Below are 20,782 nucleotides of genomic sequence, written 5' to 3'. Positions count from 1 at the left end.
GTTCGCTGACCTATGCGCTGGACGTTGTGGCCGGTCCTTCGGGTCTGGTGGATACCGCGACCGGTCAGAACGTGATCCTCTCGCTGACGGCGGGCGGTGTGGTCGAAGGCCGCACGGCGGTCTCGGGTGCGCTGGTGTTCACGGTGACGGTGGCAGCCGATGGCACGGTGACGCTCGATCAGCAGCGCGCGGTGCGCCATGCTGATGCCAATAATCCCAACGACCCGTTAACGCTTTCGGCAGCGAAACTGATCACGCTGACAGCAACCGCGCGCGACTTTGATGGCGACACGGCCAGCGCCAGCCTCAACATTGCTCAAAGGCTGGTGTTCAAGGACGATGTCGGTACGCTCGGAACGTTCGTCGGGACGACTATTCCCAACGCAAGCGGCTCGGTGCTGGGGACTTTCTCCTACGTGCCAGGTGCAGACGGGCATGGCAACTTCTCGATCACTGGGCCTGACATCCCAGGCATCACCTATTCGACCGTACAGAACGCAAATGGTGCTTTGCTGACGGCGACAGCGATCTCTAATGGTAGCCCCGTGACTGTGTTCACCTTGCAGGTGAACACGGACGGAACCTATCAGTTCTCGCTTGTGACCCCTGATGCTGGCTCTACCGAAACCGTTTCGCTTCTCGGTTTGACTCCGGGTAGGCCGGTTGCGTTTGTCGAGACCCAGGACTTCAAGATTGAGTTCTCGAGCGATACAGGCGGCGTCAACTCTTCCACCCAGGGCTTCGGGATTGATAACCAGCGCATACGCAATGGTGAGAGCTTCACGATGGAGTTCTACAACCCCGGGCAGGCGGGCAACAACAATCCGACAGATCCGAACGCGGACTATGTCGATGCGCTGACATTCACGATTGAGAGTGTAAACGGCGGTGATGTTGAATTCCGGTGGACAGCGCGTAACACTGAAACCGGGCAAACCGATACCGGCACCTTCACGGTGAACAGTGCAGGCGCAGTCACCATTGATCCTGCGATTTCGTTTAACGTGATTGATATTGTTGCGATCGGCGGCTCTGCAACGTCAGGCCAAGGGGCGCGATTCACGTCCGTTGCTGTCACGCGGACAATCTTGCCGAACGACCTTAATCTGGATTTCGACATTACGGCCACTGACCGGGACGGCGATGCGACCGCGACCCAGACCTTGTCGATCTTTGTCGACGCCCACACCACCACCACCACCACCACGGTTATGCCCCCGATCGCGCTTGATCTCGACGGGGACGGCCAGATCGCCTTCCTTGGCCTCGAAGCGGGTGTCGCCTTTGATTACAATGGTGACGGTTCGTCCTTCAGCACCGCTTGGGTTGGCCCGCAGGATGGTCTGTTGGCTCGCTACTCCGAAGATGGCCGTTATGACATCGTCTTCACCGATGATGCATCGGGCGCCGAGACCGACCTTGAAGGTCTCGCCATGGCTTACGACAGCAACAGCGATGGCCAGTTCACCATTGATGACGCCGCCTTCACCAGCTTTGGCATATGGCAGGACGCAAACAGCAACGGCAAGGTCGATGCTGGCGAGTTCACCACCCTGGTCGATGCCGGTGTGTCCATCATCAACCTGTCGACCGATGGGCAAAGCTACACCGCGGCTGCTGGCGATGTGATCGTCTTTGGCAGCGGCAGCTTCACCATCAACGGGACGACCCATGTGCTGGCCGACGCCGGTTTTGTGGTGGGCAGCACCGCCAAAGCCATGGTCAACAAGGCTGAAATGCGCGCTCAGGATGGCGCGCTCAGCGCTGCGGCCATGGCCGGCTTCCTCGCGATCATGCCAACCGCGCTGGAAGCCTCTGTCGAAATGGGTCTGGCCCGACCGATCAGCCTGCCCAGCGAAGGCATTGCGGTCACCAGCGATCCCATCGGCGCGATCCGCACCGCTTCCGACGCTGCGTTCACCAGGCAAAGTGCCTGGGAGCAGGGCGACAATGCGGCAATGGCCGGCCCGGCGCAGGATAGCCTGTCGTCTGGCTGGGAGCGGGTGGACGTTCCGAGCAGTCCGTTTGACAATGTCGGCGCGCTGCTGGAGACGGCTGCGGCAGAGCCCTTCGCTGCAGACGGTGCTGCTGAGGTCGTCTCGGTGATGTTCAGCGGCCCGGATCTCGGTGCAGCGGGAATGATGGAGGCTTTGCTCCTGCAAGTTTCGGCCCCGGCGAATCAGGCAGAAGCGGGCATCATGGGCTTCGGGGACATCGCACAAGATGTGATGGCCGATGTTATCGCAGGCAAAATGGTCGACGAATTGCTCGATATTATGACGCCAAATGTTAACGAAGACAGTGCCGGTGCGGTTCAAATTGAGACGGGTCCACTTCTTGATCTGCTCTCGCAGGATATTTCAGGGATGAATGCGACAGTTCAGCCATTTACCTATGAGATATCGATGGACGAAGCTGCGCAAGCCGCGGTAGCCGTGGGCTAAGAGCGAATTACCAGAGGGGAAGGTACCTATGCGTCTTGCGAAGCGAGTCGTTACGTCGATCGCAGTTGGTGCAGCATTCGCGGCTTCGCCTGCTCTCGCGCAAACCACCGATGTTGCCACCCTTATGGCAATGGACAATTCGGGCCTGGTTGGTGAGTTGGACAGGCGATATCAGGATGGGCTCTCCGCATCGCTTGATCAGGCGGTGGTTGCGGCCAATAACTCGCGTTATCTGTGGGCCCTGGAAACCAAGGTGCAATGCGGGATCGCGCTCGGCTTCATGAAGTCGTCGCATCGTGACCCGACAAGTATCGGCAATTGCGCGCGGGCGCATGCCATGATGAACCGCGCCCCGGCGGCACCGCCGCGTGCAATCGCCCCGCCGCCGCGTGCGATCGTCCCGCCGCCGCCACCGCCTTCGCCGTCCCGGCGCGCGCCATTCTGCGAGGATGCGCGGGATACCACCGTATTCTTTGATTTCGACTCCTCCGAGCTCAAGCCTGGTTCGATGGTCACGCTTGATACGGTCGCCCAGCAAGCGCGCGATTGCGGCTGGGTGTCGCTGGCAGTCGTCGGGCATGCCGATCAGGCCGGTAGCGACGCCTACAATCTGGCGCTGTCAAGGCGCCGGGCTGATGTCGTTGCGGGCGTCCTGCGCGGCAAGTTTGCGCAGGGAATTGCGGTAAATGTCGATGCCAAAGGCGAAGCCAATCCGCGGGTCCCATTGGCCGATGGCACACCCAGCCCGGAAAACCGGCGCGTCGAAATCTCGGCACAATAAGGGGACGAGACAGTGAAAACTCTTCGCAGCATTGCAGTGGTCATGGCCTTGACCACCTGTGCGCCCATGGCTCTGGCGCAAAGCCAGACAGGCCCTGTCACCATGCGCGAGGCGATCGAAACCGCGATCACCTCCAACCCTGAAATCATTCAGGCGCAGATGAACACCGAGGCGATCCAGTTCGAACGGGAGCAGGCCCAGTCGCTTTACTTCCCGACGATTGATGTCGAGGCGTCCGCCGGCGTGCGGCGCCTTGAGAACCAGACGCGCCGCGTTCTGGGCATTGCCGATGACGAGCTGACCCCGCTGGAAGCGCAGGTGCGCGCCGACTGGACGCTGATCGATTTTGGTCGTCGTCGTGGCGAATTGCTGCGTCAGGCCGCGCGCGTTGATGGCGCGTCGCTGCGCGTGGTCGAGCGCTCGCAGTTCGTGGCCCTGCAGGTTGCCCGGCAATATCTGAATATTCTCCTCCAGGAGCGCATTCTGGCCGCTGCGACCGACAATGTCGTGTTCCACGAGCAAATGACGGTGAGCCTCAACGAAGGCGTCTCGCAAGGCTCGATCAGCGTCGCTGATCTCCAGCAGGCCGAGGAACGCCTTCAGGCCGCGCAAGTGCTGCGTGCTGAAGCCGAGGAAAACCTCATCAACGCCCGCAACTCGCTCAAGCGGCTGACCGGGGTGGATATCTATCAGGTCAATGTCCCGCCGGCGTTGATGCAAGCCCTTCCGGCCAACGAGGAAGCGGCAATCGGGCTTGCCCGGACCGCCAATCCGCTGGTGCGCGAAGCGCAGGCTGATGTCGATGCCACCAATGCAATGGTGATCTCGGCCAAGGGCGAGCTTGCCCCGCGTATCGGTGTCGATGTGACCGGTCGGATTGGTGAGGATATCGATGGTTTCCAGGGCGAAACCAATGATGTGCAGGGCCGCGTCTATATCCGCTGGCAGATGTTCGATGGTGGCCGCCGCGCGGCACAAGTGCAGGAAATGGTGCGTCGTTCGAGCGAAGCCCGTTACCGCCTGCATGATCGGGTGCGTCAAGCCGAAGAGGATGTCCGCAATTCCTGGACAGCCATGACGACGCAGAAGACCGTGTTCGCCGCGCTTGAGCGGCAGGCGCAGGTCAGCGATGATCTGCTGCTGTCCTACCGCAGCCAGTTCAACATCGGGCGGCGTTCGCTGCTGGATGTGCTGGATGCCCAGAACACCCGCTTCAACACGCAAGTGCGCCGCGAAACATCGCGGTTCTCCGAGCTGTTCGCGCAGTATCAGGTTCTGGCTGCGACCAACACGTTCCTCGAAGCGCTCAATCTGGCGCCGGGGGCTGGTGCAGGCATGAACGAGCGTGAGCGGTTCAACTACGGACCTTCGGTTTCTGCCGAATTGCAAAGGCGGCGGCTTCCCAAATAGGGAAGCGCGTTGCCGCAGGAGGGTCTAAGTGCATTACGCAAGAGAACTGGCCGAACAGCAAGGGCCAGACCCGCTGGTTGTGGCTATCTCACGGATAGCAACGACCTTCGGTCTGCGTGATCCGGCGCGGCTGTTCGACAGCCTGCCGCGTGATGGAGCCGGCCTGTTGCCCTTCCACCAGGCTGCTGCGGCGCTTGATCTCGCTGGTTTCCACTATGACCTCGGCAGCGGCAAGCGCTTGCCGCGCAGCGGGGATGCCTACCCGCTGATTGCACGGACGCAGAACGGCTCTGCCATCACCCTGATGGAGCTGGCCGGCACGGACGTGCTCGCCTTTGCGAGCGATGCGGCCGAACCGGTGTGGCGCCCCCTCACTGACGTGGAAGCCGAGTTTGCGGGGGAATATGTCTCGGTCTTCGCCAATCCTGATACGCTGCGCGAATCCGTCGCCCCGTGGCACGCCAAAGGGCGGGGGCACTGGTTCTGGTCGGAACTGCGCAACGAACGCAAGGCGTTCCAGCCGGTGCTGCTGGCCTCACTGCTGATCAACTTTCTCGCGCTGGCTCTGCCGCTTTTCTCGATGAATGTCTATGACCGCGTGATCCCCAACCGCGCCGAAGCCTCGCTTTGGGTGCTGGCTTCGGGGGTGCTGCTGGCTTTCGGGCTTGAATTTGCCTTGCGCCGGGCCCGCACCAATCTGGTCGACGAAATCGGACGCCGGCTTGATCTCAAATTCTCGCAGAAATTGTTCTCGCGCGTGCTTTCAACCCCGATGAATGCCCGCAGCGGCAGCACCGGTGCGATTGCGGCGCGGGTCGGAGAATATACGCTGGTGCGCGATTTCTTCGCGTCCACAACCGTGGTGCTGCTGGTCGACCTGGTCTTCCTTGTGCTGTTCATCGCCGTCATCGCCTATATCGCAGGCTGGCTGGCGATGGTGCCGCTGACCGCGATTGCGCTGATGGTGTTTGCGGGCATGATCCTGCAACGCAAGGTGACCGATGCGGCCCGCGATGCCCAATCGGATGCGGGCTTGCAGCAGACCGTGCTGGTGGAATCGATCGCAGGTGTCGAAACGCTCAAGAGCATGTCGGGCGAGCGGCGCTTGCTCGGCAAGTGGGAAGCGCTGTCGCGGATCGGCAGCCAGTCGCAATTGCGACTGCGCAACATTTCGGCGACCGCAGTGGCGCTCGCCACCTCGTTCCAGCAGATTTCGAGCGTGTCGCTGGTCGTCGGCGGCTATTACATGTTCGCCGCGGGCGAGATCACGATGGGCGCGATCATTGCGATCGTCATGCTCGCCTCGCGCTCGCTCGCTCCGGCCGGACAGATCGCCTTCCTGCTGACCCGCGGGCGTCAGGCCAAGGAAGCGCTGGTTTCGATCGAGCAGCTGTTCGCGGCGGAAGACGAGCGGCGCCAGGGCGGCATGAGCCTGCCCAGGTCGCAGCGCGGCGGCTACAAGCTCGAGCTTGAAAATGTCTCTTTCGCCTATCCCGGCAGCCCCGTTTCCTGCGTCAGCGGTATCAATCTCACCATCGAGCCGGGCGAGCGCGTGGCGATTGTCGGGCGGGTCGCTTCGGGCAAGTCGACGCTCGGGCGCTTGATCTGCGGCCTCTATCCGCCTGATGAAGGGGCTATCCGGATCGACGGAATTGATAACCGCCAATTCAATCCGAGCGATGTGCGGCGCCATTTCCGCTTTGTCGGGCAGGATGCCAACCTTTTCACCGGAAGCATGCGCGAGAATATTGCGCTGGGTGCACCGGGCGCGCTCGATCAGGAAGTCGTCGAAGCCTTGGTCAAGACCGGGGCAGACCTCTACCTTTCACGCGATGCCGCCGGTTTCGAACGCGAAGTGGGCGAACAGGGCAGCAAGCTGTCGGGCGGGCAACGCGCCTTCCTGTCGATCTCGCGCGCTTTCATGACCCCTTTCGAACTGCTCTATCTCGACGAGCCTTCGGGGGCGATGGACTCGCACACCGAAGCGCTGCTGGTTGAACGGCTCAAGTCTGCGCTGACCAAGGAGCAGACCCTGATCGTCGCCACCCATCGTCCGGCGCTGTTCGATATTTGCGACCGCATCATCGTGCTGAACGAAGGCCGGGTGGTCGCCGATGGGCCAAAGGCAGACATCCTCAAGAACGTCGCCGGACAGGTCAGCAACTGATGACAGCCTGGCCCGCCTCCCTCGGTGCAAAACCGGCGGCACGTCCGGCCATGGTGCTCGGCGTGGGTGGGGTGCTGTGCGCGCTGGCGGTCTTGTCGCTCGCCCCGCTGCCTGCGCCTCTGCCCGCTGCCGAAGGGCCGCCGCAGGCCTTGCCCGCGGATCTCGCGCGCGAACTGCAGGATTTCACGGTCAGCCCTGAAGCTCTGCTCGAAACCACACCGGCCAGCGCCGAAGAGCGCAATGCCGAAATTCCGCTGGTCACGACCTCGACCGGCCTGCCGCAGCCGTTCAAGGCGATCCGCCCCGGCACGGCGAGCCATCAGACCGCGCTGCATTGTCTTACCGAGGCGATCTATTACGAAGCGGCCAATGAAAGCGTCGCTGGCAAGCGCGCTGTGGCGCAGACGATCCTGAACCGCGTCGCCCACTTTGCCTATCCGTCATCGGTGTGCGGTGTGGTCTATCAGGGCTGGCGCGAACCGGTGTGCCAGTTCAGCTATACCTGCGACGGATCGCTCGCACGGCGGCCCCTGCCGCGGCTGTGGGACGAATCGCGCAAGGTGGCGCTTGCCGCCCTGAACGGCCATGTCGAAACCAGTGTCGGCACGGCGACTCATTATCACGCCGACTACGTGCTCCCCTATTGGGCCTTCCGGCTTGATAAGGTCCATGTGGTGGGCCGTCACATCTTCTACCGTTTCAAGGGACGCGCGGGCCATGCCGCCAGCCTCCATGCGCGGTGGGCCGGAAGCGAATACTATCCGAGCGCTGCCGATCGGCAACTGGCTGCGGCTGAAGATGTGTCTGCCCAGACCGAGATTGCCGCCGTTTACCCCACCCACCTGCAACGCGCCCCGACCGAGCGGCGCGCGGATAATGATATTGGGGGCCGCATGAATCCCGCTACCGGCTGGAAATTGACGATCCCCGATCCGGTCGATGCCAGCAAAGGGTTGCAGGCGAAGCTGGAAGAGCAACGCCTTGCGGCGGCGGCTTCCGGGCAGGCTGACAAGACGGTACAAAATCTGCCATGACGTTTCTTGAGAAATTCCAGAGTTGGGACAGCAACCGGAAGCTGGTTTTCGTTTCCGCGGTCTCGTTGCTGCTGTTCGTCGTGTGGGCTAGCCTTGCCCAGATTGACGAGATCACGCGAGGCACCGGCAAGGTGATCCCGTCAAGCAAGGCGCAGCTTGTCCAGCCTGCCGAGCCATCGATCATCGCGGATATTCTGGTGCGCAGCGGCCAGCGCGTCAAAGAGGGCCAATTGCTGGTTCGCCTGGATGACAGCATGGCGGCATCGGAGTTGGGGCAGTTGCAGGCCGAGAACGCGCGTCTCGAAGTGCGGGCAGACCGGCTGGAGAGCGAAGCGTCAGGCGGCCAGATGGGCTGCGCGCCGGGCTCGGTCTGTGCCGAGGAACAACGGCTCCAGCAAGCTCGCCTTGCTGCTGCACGCAGCCGCGAATCCGCCCTGTCGGCCGCGGTCGAGCAGCGCCGCCGTGATCTTCAGGAAGCCGAGGCGACAGCCAATTCGCTCGCCCAGAGCGTGCGCCTGGCGCAGGAACAGGTGCGGATGCTCGAACCACTCGCCGCGCAGGGCATTGTCCCGCAGACCGAACTGCTGACAGCACGGCGCGAATTGGTGGATGTGCAAGGCCGTCTCGCCGCCGCGCGTCAGGCCGCCGCGCGTGCCTCGGCCTCGATCCAGCAGGCGCAGGCCGATTTCCAGTCCGCGCGGCTCGATTTCCGTCAACAGGCGCTCAACGAGCGCAGCGAGATCGAAACCCGCATCGCGGTGAACCAGGAAAGCATCAGAGGCGCCTCGGCGCGGCGCAACCGCAACGAATTGCGCGCACCGGCGACGGGTATCGTCAACAATCTCCAGATCACCACGCAAGGCGGCTTCGTCAATGCGGGCGAGACCATCATGCAGATCGTGCCGGTGGGGGATCGCTTGCTGGTGGAAGCGCGGATCAACCCGCGCGACATCGGTTTTGTCGCGGTGGGTGACCGGGCCAATGTCAAGATCACCGCTTATGACTTTGCGACCTACGGCGGGCTGACCGGCAAGGTGATCGAGGTGTCGGCCGACAGCATCTATGACGAAGTCGAACGCGAAGCCTATTACCGGGTGCTGGTCGAAACCGATCGCAGCTTTGTGCAGAAAGACCGGCAGAAGTTCCCGATTGTCCCCGGGATGATTACCGATGTGGAAATCATCACGGGATCAAAGAGCATCCTGTCTTACTTGTTCAAGCCGGTGACCCGCGCGCTCGACACCGCGCTCTCGGAGAAGTGAGCGAGGCGCTTCGTTCCCCCTAGCGTATAGTTATGCGGCGGCGTGGTGTAGCCATGCAGCCAGGCAGCATTCTGGCTGTAGCTGAGGCGCGCGGTGTATTCCTGCCCGGCATTGGCCGGCAGCAATTCCTTCGTGTTGTTGTCGAGCAGATAGAATTGATCCGCCATCTTCACGATCAGCACGGCGTGATCGCGGTTGCGCACCCGATCCCGCGCAAGGGTAAGGAACATGTCGGACGGGGCAACGCCCATCTGCATCAGGATCTGGTATTTGAGGATCGCGTAATCCTCGCAGTCGCCTTTGCGCTTGCGCAGGGTTTCACTCGCCGTCGCCCAGTAATCGCGCTGACCGTAGAGATCGATGTCCTCGGCGTAGGTGATGGTGCGGTTGACCCAGCTGTTCACCTTGCGAACGGCGTCGAGATCCACCCCGGCTTGCGGAGCGAAGATGGTCCGCAGCTTGCCTGAGGCGCTTTTCCGCGACACGCGCGCCCATGCCTGATCGAAGGGGGTGCGGCCAATGCTGATCCGGGCGCTGCCGAGAAAAGCGTCGGCGGGCAGGGCCGGGCGATCAAGCGGATCGAGCGATGGCGTGCGCCCTGAGAAGGCTGGCGCGCACAGCGCTGATCCGCTGGTCCAAGCTGCCGCGACCGCAGGCGCCAGCGCCGTCGCCGCAGCAGGGGCCAGCGCGGCGCCGTTCTGATCGGATTGCTGGGCGCTAATGATATCAAGCGCGCTGGGTTGTCCGCCGAGAATGGCCGAAGCCTTGTTCTGCGCCCCCGCTTCCTGATCACGCATAGGCGTCGTCAGCCCGGCTGGTGTGGGCCCGTTGCATTGCAACGCCACAATCAAGGCCGCGGGCGGCAGGGCCGCCGGCGAGAGGGCGGCATGGGCCGGAGCCTGCGGCACCACGGCCGTGGCGCCAAGCGCTCCGAGCAGAAAGACCGCTTTGGCACGGCGCTGCCATTGTGTTGCGGACGTGACCATGGCCTAACCATGACCCACGCGCTCATAAGACTATCTCAAGAGTTATGGTTAACAGCCTCTTTAGAATTTCGCGGCTGGAAAGCAGGCGGTGCGAGCGTGCGAGCTAGAGCGTGACAGTCTGCCCGCCGTCCACCTTGATCGCGCAGCCAGTGATGAAGCCCGCTCGCGGGCTGGCGAGAAAGGCCGCCACATCGCCGAATTCTGCCGGGTCTCCGAAACGGCCCGCCGGAATGGCGGCCAGCGCGCGGGCGCGCACCTGATCGGGCGTCATCGCGCTGCTTTCGGCCATCGCCGTGTGCAGGCCGGCGAGCTGGTCGGTCGCGATCTGGCCGGGCAGCAAAAGGTTTACGGTCACGCCATCAACGGCGACTTCACCCGCCAGTGTCTTGCACCATGATGCGAGGGCTGCCCTGACCGCATTTGACAGCACGAGGCCGGGGATCGGGGCGATCACGCTGGTGGAAGCAACCGCAAGGATCCGCCCGAACCGGCGTGCCCGCATATCGGAAAGGAATGCCTGCACCAGTGCCACTTGGGCATGGAACATGCGGTCAAAGGCAGCCGCGAAATCCGCCGGGCTGGTTGCTGCGGCGGTGCCGCGCGGCGGGCCGCCACTGTTCAGCACGAGGATATCGAGCGGCCTTCCGCCAGCCCGCACTGCGGCGATGATGGCGGCAGGAGCCTGCGGATCATCAAGGTCTGCGCTGATATGATCAAAACCCTGCGGCCCTTGCGATGCCCGCGCCACCGTGATGACACGCGCGCCTTCATCAGCAAGGCTTTGCGCCATCGCGAGGCCCAGTCCCTTGCTCGCGCCGAGCACGAGCGCGGTCTTGTTATCGAGCTGCAAATCCATCGCGCCTTCTCCCTGTGATCGGGTTGCTGGCATGGTAGGGCACCGCCCGCTGCCCGCCTGTGTGTTTTCTTGCTTGAGCTTGGACGGTTCTTGCCCGAACACTGCTGGTGATCAAGGCATAGGGGCGAACCGTGCCGGTTAACAGGGGACAGGGATGAAAACGCTGCGCCGGATGCGTCGGGGAGCATGGCTGCTGGCTCTGGCATGGCCGATGGTACCGCTGGCGGCGGCTGATGCGTCGCAGCCCGTTGTCATGCCTGCGGGCGAGACCCCTTTGCTGCCGGTGCGAACCGAGGCGGCCAAGGGGCGCATTCTGCTGACGCTTCCGGCCCCCGGTGATGATGGTGTGGCGCTGCGCCTGCTTTACAACACCGCGCTCAAGACCGGATTGGGTTCGGCACCGCTAGGGTTGGATCGCGGGCGGATCGGCAACACCCAGCTTCTCGCCTTCCGCCGGATCGGCGGCAAGATCGCGGTGCAGTTTGAAAATCCGCGTTTCCGCGCCAGCGCCGGCCTGCCCGCACAGCAACGCGCGGTCGCCAGCGATTTCGGGATTTCGACCGTCTGGATGACGGACATTGCCGAAACGCTTCCCGATGGCCGCGTGGTGATCGACCTCGCGCCCTTCCTTGCGCTCGACACGCTGGGCATTGCCGCCTCGCTCAATCAGGAAGTGGATGTGCTGGGCGTTGGTGCGGCCACCGCGATTGCCGGGCAAGGCTTCCGGCTGGATGACAAGCTGAGCCTTGCGGAACCGGCATCAGTGCGGGTCTTCCCCGACAATCTCGAGGTGGACGCGATCCAGACTTTCGTGTCCGACCGGCCGGGCGCGGAAGTCGAGAATATCGTGCCCGAACCCAAGAAGCTGACGCTGACGGTGCATCACAGCTTCGTGCGCCTGCCCGAACCGGGTTTCGTCCCGCGCCCTTTCGATCCTCGGCTTGGCGGCTTTGCCACGCAAGCGGTGGACTTCTCGGCCCCGCTGGGCGCACCGGTGGTGCAGGATCTCGCCAATCGCTTCCGGCTCGAAAAGCTTGATCCCGCCGCTCCGCGTTCGCGGGTGAAGAAGCCGATCACCTTCTATCTCGATCGCAACACGCCCGAAGCGATCCGGCCGGCGCTGCTGGCGGGGATCGGATGGTGGGCCGATGCCTTCGATCAGGCGGGCTTCATCGATGCCTTCCGGGTCGAGATGCTCCCCGAAGGGGCCGATCCGCTCGATGTGCGCTACAACATGGTCAACTGGGTCGACCGGGCGACACGCGGCTGGGCCTATGGCCAGCAGATCGTCGATCCGCGCACCGGGGAGATCGTGAAGGGGATGGTGGTGCTCGGCTCCTTGCGGGCGCGGCAGGACATCCAGATCTTCCAGGCGCTGGTCGGTGCCGCCGAACTGAACAGCGGCGGACCGAACGATCCGGTGAAGGTCGCGCTCGACCGGCTGGCCCAGCTTGGGGCACACGAAGTCGGCCATACGCTCGGTTTTGCGCATAACTTTGCCGCCAGCACGCAAGACCGCGCCTCTGTGATGGACTACCCCCCACCGCGCATTGGGCTGGTCGAGGGCAAGCCCGACCTGTCGGACGCCTATGCCAAGGGTATCGGCATATGGGACGTGGCGACAGTGCGCTGGCTCTATGCCGACGCCAGCGAGCGCGAGACAGCCGAAGCGGCGGCACGCTACCGCTTTGTGCAGGACGATAACGCCCGCGCAGCCGACACCGCCCAGGTGTGGGGCGGCTTGTGGGACGATGGCGCGGACCCGACCGCTGAGCTCAACCGGCTGATGGCGGTGCGCGCCGCCGCGCTGTCCCGCTTCGGGCTCGAAGCCCTCAGCCCCGGCGAGCCGGTTGCGAACCTTCGTCGGCGGTTCGTACCACTCTGGTTGCTGCATCGTTATCAACTGGTTGCCGCCGCCAAGGCGATTGGCGGGGTCGATTTTGTCTATGCTGTCAACGGTGGCGGCCGCGAAGCGGCTGCGCCGGTGGCTCCAGCGCAACAGCGCGCGGCACTTGATGCGGCGCTGGCAACCCTCCGGCCCGAGGCCCTGCGCGTCCCGCCCGCGCTGGTGCCGCTGCTCTCAGCCGCGCAGAACGGGACGACTGACCGTCAGTACGAGACCGAGATCTTCGCCACCGCTGGCGGCCCGGTGTTCGACCCGCTGGTCGCCGCCGACGCCGCCACCCAACTCACCGCCCAGACGCTGCTCGCCCCGCGCAGGTTGGCGCGATTGGTGGTCCAGAGCCAGAGCGATGCTTCGGCGCTGGGCGTGGGCGAGCTGCTCGACCGGCTGACGGCGACCGTGCTGGCCTCGCCCGGCGACGACCTCGGCCGCCGTATCGCCTATCGCACGCTGGCGACGATGGCGCAGGTGGCGCGCCGTCCGGATGCCACGCCCGAAGTCGCCGCCGCGATCGACCAGAAGCTCTCCGATATCGGCGCCGCCTTGGCCAAGCGCAAGGCGAGCGGAGCCGAACGGGCCTGGGCGCTGAGCCTCTCGCGGCGCTTGCTCGATCCCGCGCAGCGCGATCAGCTGGCGGCCAGCCTGCCGCGCATGGTGACAGTGCCGCCGGGCGATCCGATTGGCGAGGATGACTGGATGGACCTGTCCAGCCTGCTCGCGCCGGTCGATTGATCGCGCACAGAAGAGACAATGGGAAGGGGATGATGATGATGACCAAGGCAACCACCGCGCGGCGCTTCGGACTGCGCACCGCCACGGCGCTGGCACTGGCCGCTGGCGTGCTTGCATCAGGCGCCGCCGCCCGCGGGGCCGAGCGCGCGCCGCTGACCGCGGATCAGCAGCAGGCCTTCGATATCTACCGCGATATCATCGCGATCCGCACCGCGCGCGGGCAAGCCAAGACGCCCGAGATGGTCGCCTACCTGGTGGCGCGGCTGAAGCAGGCCGGGTTCGCCGATGCCGACATCATGGTCAGCGACTACGACAGCAATGGCGAACGCGTACAGGGTCTGATTGTGCGGTTTGGCGCCGCCAAGCCCGATGGGCGCAAACCCATCGTGCTGCTCGGCCACATGGATGTGGTCGACGCGCTGGCCGAGGATTGGGAGCTCCCCCCCTTTACCGTGACGGAGAAGGACGGCTTCTTCTTCGGACGCGGCACGACCGATAACAAATATGGCATCACCAACCTCACCCAGACCTTCATCCGTCTGAAGCGTGAAGGCTGGACGCCCCGGCGCGATCTCTATCTGGTGTTCTCGGGCGACGAGGAGACCGGCATGATTTCGACCCGCGCGCAGGCTGACTATGTCGCCAAGTCCATCGACCCGGCCTATGTGCTCAATTCCGATGCGGGCGGCATCACGCTGGCGCCCGACAACAAGCCCTTGGCAATGGCAGTACAAGCGGCGGAAAAGACCTTCGCCACCTTTGAACTCACCGTGACCAACCCCGGCGGCCATTCCTCACGCCCGCGCAAGGACAATGCGATCTACGAATTGTCCGACGCGTTGCAGAAGATCGCCGCCTATCGCTTCCCAGTGCAGGCGACGCCGCTCACCCGCGCGTTCTTTGCCGAGCTCGGCAAGACCACCCCCGGCGACATCGGGGCGGCGATGCGGCGTTTTGCCGAAGATCCGTCGAATGAAGCCGCCATCGCCGTGCTGCGCGCCAATCCCGAGACGGTCGGCACACTGGGCACCACCTGCGTTGCCACCATGCTGCGCGGCGGCCATGCCGAGAACGCGCTGCCGCAATCGGCCACCGCGACGGTCAATTGCCGGATCTTTCCGGGCGAAGGCGCCGCCGCGACCGAGGCGGCGCTCAAGCAAGTGATCGGCAACGACAAGGTGCAGTTCAAGCTGGTTACCGACGTCACCGAAAGCCCCGAATCCGCTGTGCCTGCGGAAGTCATGGCGGCGCTGCGCAAGGTGATCGATGCGCGCTATCCCGGCCTGCCCATCCAGCCCTATATGGAATCCGGCGGGACCGACGGAATGCATTACCGCGCGCGCGGGCTTGCCACCGTCGCAATCTCCGGTGCGGCGAGCCGCCCGCAGGACATGTTCGCCCACGGCCTGAACGAGCGGCTATCGGTCGATGCTTTCTACAGCGGGCTCGATCACTGGTATCTCCTGCTCAAGGACATTGCCGGCTGATCGCCTTGCCTTGGCTCCTTGAGGGCGCTGGCAAAAGTTATCCGCGTCAGTAACGATACGCATGACAGCCTTACGGGGCAAAAACCCCTTGCCCGTTAGAGCGCGCTCATCGTGAACCGAGAGCCGCTCTCCATGAACACTGCGCACGAACTCGTCGAACAAGCTGTGGGCGATCATCGGCACCACAATGTGCCGCCTCGTATCCGGGAAATCGTCGATCGCCATCACCAGACTCTGCTGGGTCTGGCGAATGCGCTCATCGCAGCGGGCCGCGACGAAGACGAAGTGGTGCAGATCATTCAAAAGGCATCGGAAAGTTTTTCCATCAAGCTGAGAACAGAAACGGAAAGTCTGTCATCATGAATGCTGTCTGTGACCTGAATCACTTCGCGAAAGCCAAGTTTGACGAACCCGGCAGGCAGCGTGCGCTCGATCGGCTGAAGGTGGTGGATTCCCAAGCGGAGCCGCCCTTTGAGCGCATCGTCGATCTCGTCAAAACCACGCTCAACGCGCCGATTTGCGCGGTGACGCTTGTGGATAATGACCGCCAGTGGTTCAAGGCGTTTCGCGGGCTGAATGTCGATCAGACGCCGCGCGATGTCGCCTTCTGCGATCACGCGATCCGGGCCGAGGCGCCGTTCATCGTCGAAGACGCCACCAAGGACGCGCGCTTCGCCAACAACCCGCTGGTGCTGTTTGAACCGCATATCCGCGCCTATCTCGGCATCCCGCTCAAGATGCCCGATGGCTATATCGTCGGCACTTTGTGCGTCATCTATCAGGAGCCGAAAGCCTTCTCCGAGCACGAGATCGCGATCCTGCAGAACTTCGCCAATCTGGTGGTTGGCGAGCTGGAATTACGCACGATTGCTTTCACCGACGGGCTGACCAATCTGCTGTCGCGCAAGGCGTGGCGGGATCGGGTCGAAGCCGAGATCGATCGGGCAGGGCGCTACACCAATGCCGGTTCGATCTTGTTGCTCGATCTCGATCACTTCAAGAGCATCAACGACACCTATGGCCATGATGTGGGCGATCTGGTCCTGCGCAAGACGGCTGAGATTGTGAATGCTGTGCTGCGCAAGCACGACATTGTCGGGCGTCTCGGGGGCGAGGAATTCGCGGTGTGCGTGGCCAATGCGCCAGCGAGTGTTGGTTTTGCGGTGGCCGAGCGGCTGCGGGTGCAAATCGCTGCGCTGGCCTTTCCCGATCATCCCGGCCTGTCGTGCAGCGCCAGCATTGGCGTTGCCGCGTTCGAACCGGGTGCGACGGTCGACGCCTTGCTCAAGCAGGCGGATGAGGCGCTTTATGAAGCCAAGCGGATGGGGCGCAACCAGGTCCGGATGGGAGAAAGCGCGGCGTTGCCTTCTTGGACTGATTAAGGCCCCACACGCCCTTGCAGGTGTGAGGTGCACACGGAACATTCAAGGAATGGTGGGCGGTAACGGGCTCGAACCGCTGACCCTCTCGGTGTAAACCGGCATAATAATATTATCAAGAAGTATTATTAAATATCAAGATTAAGGCATTTTACGACGTAAAATATTGATTTTAAGTGCTTTTTGTGATACACCTCGATGCGCCAGATATCACCCTAACCCGCTCTGCGCGGATATACCCACGACACTTGCGTGCGCGCAGTTTCCAGCATGGTTGCACGAGGCTGGCCCGACGATGCCATTCTGACTCGTATTCGCCGCGCGAAGCGGGAAGCCTGTGAACAGGCGGGTGAAGCCTATGACTGGCCAAAAGACCTGCAAGCCATTCAGGAGTGGATCGATAGCTCCCGCGAGAAGCACTTTGGCTCGCGGAGATCGAAATCGAAGCCTTCGCACGGCGAACTCGCCAATTTCGTCGTCGCCAAACACGGCAACATTATTCGCCGCGACAGAGGACGTCGGGACTGGTGCGTGTTCAACGCCAAGTTCTGGGGGGAGGGGGCGACAGAGGAGGTGAAGACCCTCATCCGATCGTGCCTACCCGACGAGCAAGTGTTCAAGGGCACCATCGACGGCATCGAAGGTGTGATGCGGCTCTATCCCGAACTCTCGGTCGAACCTGACCGGTGGGACGCCGACAAACACCTACTGAACTGCCCGGATGGGACCTACGATCTGCGTACGGGGGAGCGGCATGATCACGATCCTGGCCATCACATCACCAAGATCACCCGAGTTTCCCCGCGGTTCGACTATCAAGAAAGCCGGTGGCTCAAGGCGATCGATACCTGGTTCGGGGGCGATCCGGTTGAGATCGCGTACATCCAGACCCTCTTCGGCTTGTTTCTGACCGGCGAAACCCGCGACGAGTGCGTTGCCATGTGGATCGGCAAAAGTGGTGCGGGCAAAACCAAGATGACCGACATCATGGGCTACATTCTGGGCGATTATGCCCAGACGGCGACCGATACCGCATTTCTTGAGGTCCGCTACCACCCTCACCAGGAGGAGGTGGCCCGGATGCGGGGCAAGCGGCTGGTCTTCATCCACGAGGTTGAGGGCTACTTGAACCTTAGGCGGGTGAAGTCCATCGCCTCAGGCGAGGCGGTTTCCGCCAGTTTCAAGGGCAAAGACAGCTTCGAATTCCGGCCGGAAGCGAAGATCTGGTTCGTTGGCAACGAGGCCCCGCCTACCAAGTCGTTGGGCCTCGAATTGCAGCGCCGGTTCCATGTCTACGAGTTCATTCGCCAAATCGAGGAAAAAGACATGGACCTCAACCTCGGAGCTAAGCTCCAGGAGGAGGCCGGCCAAATCCTCGGATGGGCGATCGACGGCGCCAAACGATATTATCAGGAAGGGCTGGTGCGGTCACCTCACGTAATCGAGTCCACGAAGCGGTACTTTGCTGACGCGGACATTGTCGAGCAGTGGATCGAGGAGCGTTGCGTCGTTGAAGCCGGCGCTTCTGAGATAGTCGCCAACTTGTTTGATAGCCACAACATGTGGGCTGATGAATGCGGAATCCGACATAAGCTGGACAAGGGGCGGCTTTCGCAGCGACTCAAGGCAAAGGGATTTGCCCTCGAGCGCAAGGTTAAGTTTACCGGCAAGCCGGCTGTGCGTGTCGTGGTTGGCCTTCGGCTCCGTACCGATGCTGAATTGCCCTTCCGCGGCGTGGTCGAAGATGGGGACAAGTTCTGAATGGGCACCAAGTAGGGGATGGTGGGCCGGTGCGGCTTGATGGTCATGACGGCAGTGACACTGTTCTGTGAACTGTGGTGCTCACGCTCACGGCGGAGGAGGATGTTCTCCTCCTCCGGTGCCCACCCCATGAACCGCACCGCGCTGGTGTCAGCATGTCACTGACGTCATCTGGGGTGCTGCTCGAGCACGGTCCAGTTGGTCGCCTTGTGGGACTTTGCGGTCCTTCCCAGACGGCATGCCTAATGGCTGGGTTCGCTAATACCGGTCAGTCAGCTTCGGCCCGGGTCTTACCAAAAGCAGAAAATCTGAAAGCGACCCCATGTCAGACGTTGCGCAGCATCAATTTGAACCGCAGGGCCGCGCGAAAAGCACACATTTATGAAGCCCTCACCAAACGGTGCGGACTGGTCTTGTGAAAGCCGCTGCCAGAATTAGGCACTATGTCATTCAGGTGCGAGGCTGGCACGATGAGCCCTCAGAAATGAGCGGCCATGGCTTTCGAAAAACCCGTTGAGGTCGACCGGATAATCTTGGGCGCCATGCAGTTGCTCTTGATGAAGAAACAGAAGCAAGGGAGGTGCGAGAAGCATGAGGGCCGCGTGGCGCGGTTCGACATCGCGGCGCATGTCCCCCCTTTGCTGATGGCTAGCCAAGCGTGTGGCCAGTGCAGCGATCGACGGCTCGAGCACCGTATCGACCGTGATCGGGCCAATCGTTGCATTGCGCAGGCCTTCGACCAGCGCCAGCGCGTGGATCTCACCAACACCGAATTGCTCAAAGCCGAGGCGCAGCTGTCTCAATGCTGCGACGACAGACTCTTCAAGCGAGCCCAACGGTTCCGCCAATGTGGCAAAATGCGGCGCAGCTGCCGCCTTTGCCTGACTGAGCACCGCCGCGACAACCTCGTCCCTGCGGCCGAAATAGTGTTGCAGGGTCGATAACGAAACTCCGGCGGCCGCGGCCAGCTCGCGATATGAGGCATGCATCGCGTTGGCTTCGGTCAACCGCTGGGTCAACCGGGCGAGGATCTCAAGCCGCCTTGCCTGATGGGACTTCCCCACCGCACCAGTTGAACGCGCCATTTGTGGTTCCCGTCCTTTCGCTTCGCTGGGTCGGAAGCGCCCTTGCTGACCATATCAATCAATGGTACGAGTGTACCAATTAATTATCCGGAGGTACCGCCATGATAGATTCAGTCCCCCACCGCGTCATGCCTCAATACCCGAAATTCGTATGGTGGCATGCTGCGGTGTTCTTGCTCGTGGTCAACATCCCGGGCTCCCTTGTTGGATTCCGGGATGAGTTGTATCCGGGATATCGTGTGCCGCCGCTGCGGCCCCCGGCCGAACTTTTTCCGTTCATCTGGCTCGGGATCAATATCTGCACGCTTTGGGCCGGACTGCGAATCCTGAACAATCGCAACCTCAATCGTCGTCCGATCCACATAGGGTTGCAGGCGGCGTTCTGGCTGGATTTCGCTATCTTTCCCTACTTCTTTTTCGGTCAATCGAGTCCCGTTTTGGGGGGCTTGCTGACGATGCTGATTTTTGTCGTCGCGGCCGCTGAGTGCGCTCTGCTTTGGCGCGATGACCGAAAGGCGGCGTACCTGATGATGCCCCTCGTAGCTTGGGGAGCCTTCGCGGGTCTTTACGCATCCACGTGGCAAATGTTTTTCAACGCGGACCCGTATTTGGGAACGGCAGCGTTGCTTGGCTGAGCGGGCGCGTAAAGCCAGGGGGCGCAAGGACCGACAGCCTTTTCGCTGATCCTCAGCTTCCGGCCTTTCGTTGAATGAGTTTCATTGGCCCGAGCACGCGGGCACTTGCTAGACGTTACCGATCAGTTACAATAAGCCATGGCCGAAGCCCGAGCACCTACAGCACATAGTGCGATCCCGATCAGACAAAGGCGGGCGCGGGTTGACCATGCTGAACGCCGCGATTTGATACTCAAGACAGGCGCCGCTCTGTTCGTCGAGCGCGGCTTGCGCGGCGGAACAATGGACGAGATCGCCGTGCGCATGGGACTGTCGAAGGTGGTGATCTACCGCGAATTCGGCTCGAAGGATGCACTGGTCGCAGCCATTTTCGAAGACGTGTTGACGGCGCTGGAGGCACTGAAGAGCGAGCCTTGGGGCGGATATGATGTCGGCACAATCGGCACAATTGCAGCTGCCAGGGATCAGCCTGACGCATTCCTTCTGCTCTATCGCGATTGCCGGAGCGATCCGCTATACCGTCAGCATTTCGACCGTTTGCAGGCGCTCTATGTCGACTGGCTGATGGGCTATTTCGAGCATGAGCGCGGTAGCGGCTCACATCAGGAGATGCGGGCAGAAATGGCGGTCCGCGATCTCACCGCCTTCCTGTTTGAAGCGCTTGCGAACTGGCTTTTGACGGGCACGCCGCAAGAAGATCCGATCTTCGCAAGCTGGATCGGAGACATGATCCGCGACTGGCGCTGGAACACCGAGCAGAAGTGGAAGATCCTCCGTCGCCGGGAGTGACGCGGGACCTTGCGTTTAATGTAACTCATCAGTAACGTCACCCTTAAGTAACGATAAGGGGGGATGGGACT

At 62.4% G+C, this 20,782-nt stretch carries 16 protein-coding genes; 13 read left to right on the top strand and 3 right to left on the bottom strand.

Annotation, left to right across the window (positions count from 1 at the left end):
- From SOQ14_RS00500 to SOQ14_RS00475, 6 genes are all read left to right on the top strand, one after another.
- Positions 1-2,444, top strand: a 2,444-nt coding sequence (locus SOQ14_RS00500; RefSeq protein WP_322895758.1) for an SPM autocatalytic domain-containing protein, incomplete at its 5' end; no start/stop codon positions are given.
- Between the two features lie 130 nt (positions 2,445-2,574).
- A complete protein-coding gene (locus SOQ14_RS00495; protein WP_322895756.1) occupies positions 2,575-3,225 on the top strand; it encodes an OmpA family protein in 651 nt (216 codons plus the stop codon).
- A gap of 66 nt (positions 3,226-3,291) precedes the next feature.
- Positions 3,292-4,635 (top strand): TolC family protein, encoded by a 1,344-nt coding sequence (locus SOQ14_RS00490; RefSeq protein WP_322895754.1) that lies wholly within the window; start codon positions 3,292-3,294, stop codon positions 4,633-4,635.
- 28 nt (positions 4,636-4,663) lie between these two features.
- Positions 4,664-6,802 (top strand): type I secretion system permease/ATPase, encoded by a 2,139-nt coding sequence (locus tag SOQ14_RS00485; RefSeq protein ID WP_322895752.1) that lies wholly within the window; start codon positions 4,664-4,666, stop codon positions 6,800-6,802.
- Positions 6,802-7,836 carry a cell wall hydrolase gene (locus SOQ14_RS00480; RefSeq protein WP_322895750.1) on the top strand — a complete coding sequence of 345 codons (1,035 nt, stop codon included), beginning with the start codon at positions 6,802-6,804 and terminating at the stop codon, positions 7,834-7,836. The genes SOQ14_RS00485 and SOQ14_RS00480 overlap by 1 nt, the downstream gene beginning before the upstream one ends.
- Positions 7,833-9,098, top strand: a complete 1,266-nt coding sequence (locus SOQ14_RS00475) for an HlyD family type I secretion periplasmic adaptor subunit (RefSeq protein ID WP_322895748.1) — start codon at positions 7,833-7,835, stop codon at positions 9,096-9,098. Before SOQ14_RS00480 ends, SOQ14_RS00475 begins: the two co-directional genes overlap by 4 nt.
- Here SOQ14_RS00475 and SOQ14_RS00470 read toward each other — a convergent pair.
- Both SOQ14_RS00470 and SOQ14_RS00465 read right to left on the bottom strand, forming a co-directional pair.
- Positions 9,044-10,084, bottom strand: a complete 1,041-nt coding sequence (locus SOQ14_RS00470) for a transglutaminase-like cysteine peptidase (RefSeq protein ID WP_322895745.1) — start codon at positions 10,082-10,084, stop codon at positions 9,044-9,046. The two genes, SOQ14_RS00475 and SOQ14_RS00470, sit on opposite strands and share 55 nt — an antisense overlap.
- A 103-nt stretch (positions 10,085-10,187) precedes the next feature.
- Positions 10,188-10,940 carry an SDR family oxidoreductase gene (locus SOQ14_RS00465; RefSeq protein ID WP_322895742.1) on the bottom strand — a complete coding sequence of 251 codons (753 nt, stop codon included), beginning with the start codon at positions 10,938-10,940 and terminating at the stop codon, positions 10,188-10,190.
- A 154-nt stretch (positions 10,941-11,094) separates the two neighbouring features.
- Between SOQ14_RS00465 and SOQ14_RS00460 the strand changes: the two genes are divergently transcribed.
- The 5 genes from SOQ14_RS00460 (at position 11,095) to SOQ14_RS00440 (ending at position 18,202) form a co-directional block, all read left to right on the top strand.
- A complete protein-coding gene (locus SOQ14_RS00460; RefSeq protein ID WP_322895740.1) occupies positions 11,095-13,575 on the top strand; it encodes a zinc-dependent metalloprotease in 2,481 nt (826 codons plus the stop codon).
- Positions 13,576-13,607: 32 nt separating this feature from the next.
- Complete coding sequence (locus tag SOQ14_RS00455; protein WP_322895738.1) at positions 13,608-15,062, top strand: M20/M25/M40 family metallo-hydrolase; 1,455 nt, start codon at positions 13,608-13,610, stop codon at positions 15,060-15,062.
- Between the two features lie 132 nt (positions 15,063-15,194).
- Entirely contained in the window at positions 15,195-15,425 is a 231-nt protein-coding gene (locus tag SOQ14_RS00450) for a hypothetical protein (protein ID WP_322895736.1), read from the top strand.
- A complete protein-coding gene (locus SOQ14_RS00445; protein WP_322895734.1) occupies positions 15,422-16,444 on the top strand; it encodes a sensor domain-containing diguanylate cyclase in 1,023 nt (340 codons plus the stop codon). Before SOQ14_RS00450 ends, SOQ14_RS00445 begins: the two co-directional genes overlap by 4 nt.
- 267 nt (positions 16,445-16,711) lie before the next feature.
- Positions 16,712-18,202 (top strand): DNA primase family protein, encoded by a 1,491-nt coding sequence (locus SOQ14_RS00440; protein ID WP_322895732.1) that lies wholly within the window; start codon positions 16,712-16,714, stop codon positions 18,200-18,202.
- Positions 18,203-18,648: 446 nt separating this feature from the next.
- On the opposite strand, the gene SOQ14_RS00435 is transcribed toward SOQ14_RS00440, so the two are convergent.
- Positions 18,649-19,287, bottom strand: coding sequence for a TetR/AcrR family transcriptional regulator (locus SOQ14_RS00435; RefSeq protein ID WP_322895728.1), 639 nt, complete (start codon positions 19,285-19,287; stop codon positions 18,649-18,651).
- A gap of 101 nt (positions 19,288-19,388) precedes the next feature.
- Between SOQ14_RS00435 and SOQ14_RS00430 the strand changes: the two genes are divergently transcribed.
- The gene (locus SOQ14_RS00430; protein ID WP_322895726.1) at positions 19,389-19,922 is read left to right on the top strand and encodes a TspO/MBR family protein; all 534 of its coding nucleotides are present in this window, start codon (positions 19,389-19,391) and stop codon (positions 19,920-19,922) included.
- A gap of 225 nt (positions 19,923-20,147) precedes the next feature.
- Positions 20,148-20,711 carry a TetR/AcrR family transcriptional regulator gene (locus tag SOQ14_RS00425; RefSeq protein WP_322895724.1) on the top strand — a complete coding sequence of 188 codons (564 nt, stop codon included), beginning with the start codon at positions 20,148-20,150 and terminating at the stop codon, positions 20,709-20,711.
- Positions 20,712-20,782: the final 71 nt, after the last annotated feature.

This window comes from Erythrobacter epiphyticus (genome assembly GCF_034653295.1).
Classification (GTDB): Bacteria; Pseudomonadota; Alphaproteobacteria; order Sphingomonadales; family Sphingomonadaceae; genus Erythrobacter.
The sequence above is the reverse complement of the archived record's forward strand: the minus strand, read 5'-3'. Positions and strand labels throughout refer to the sequence as shown.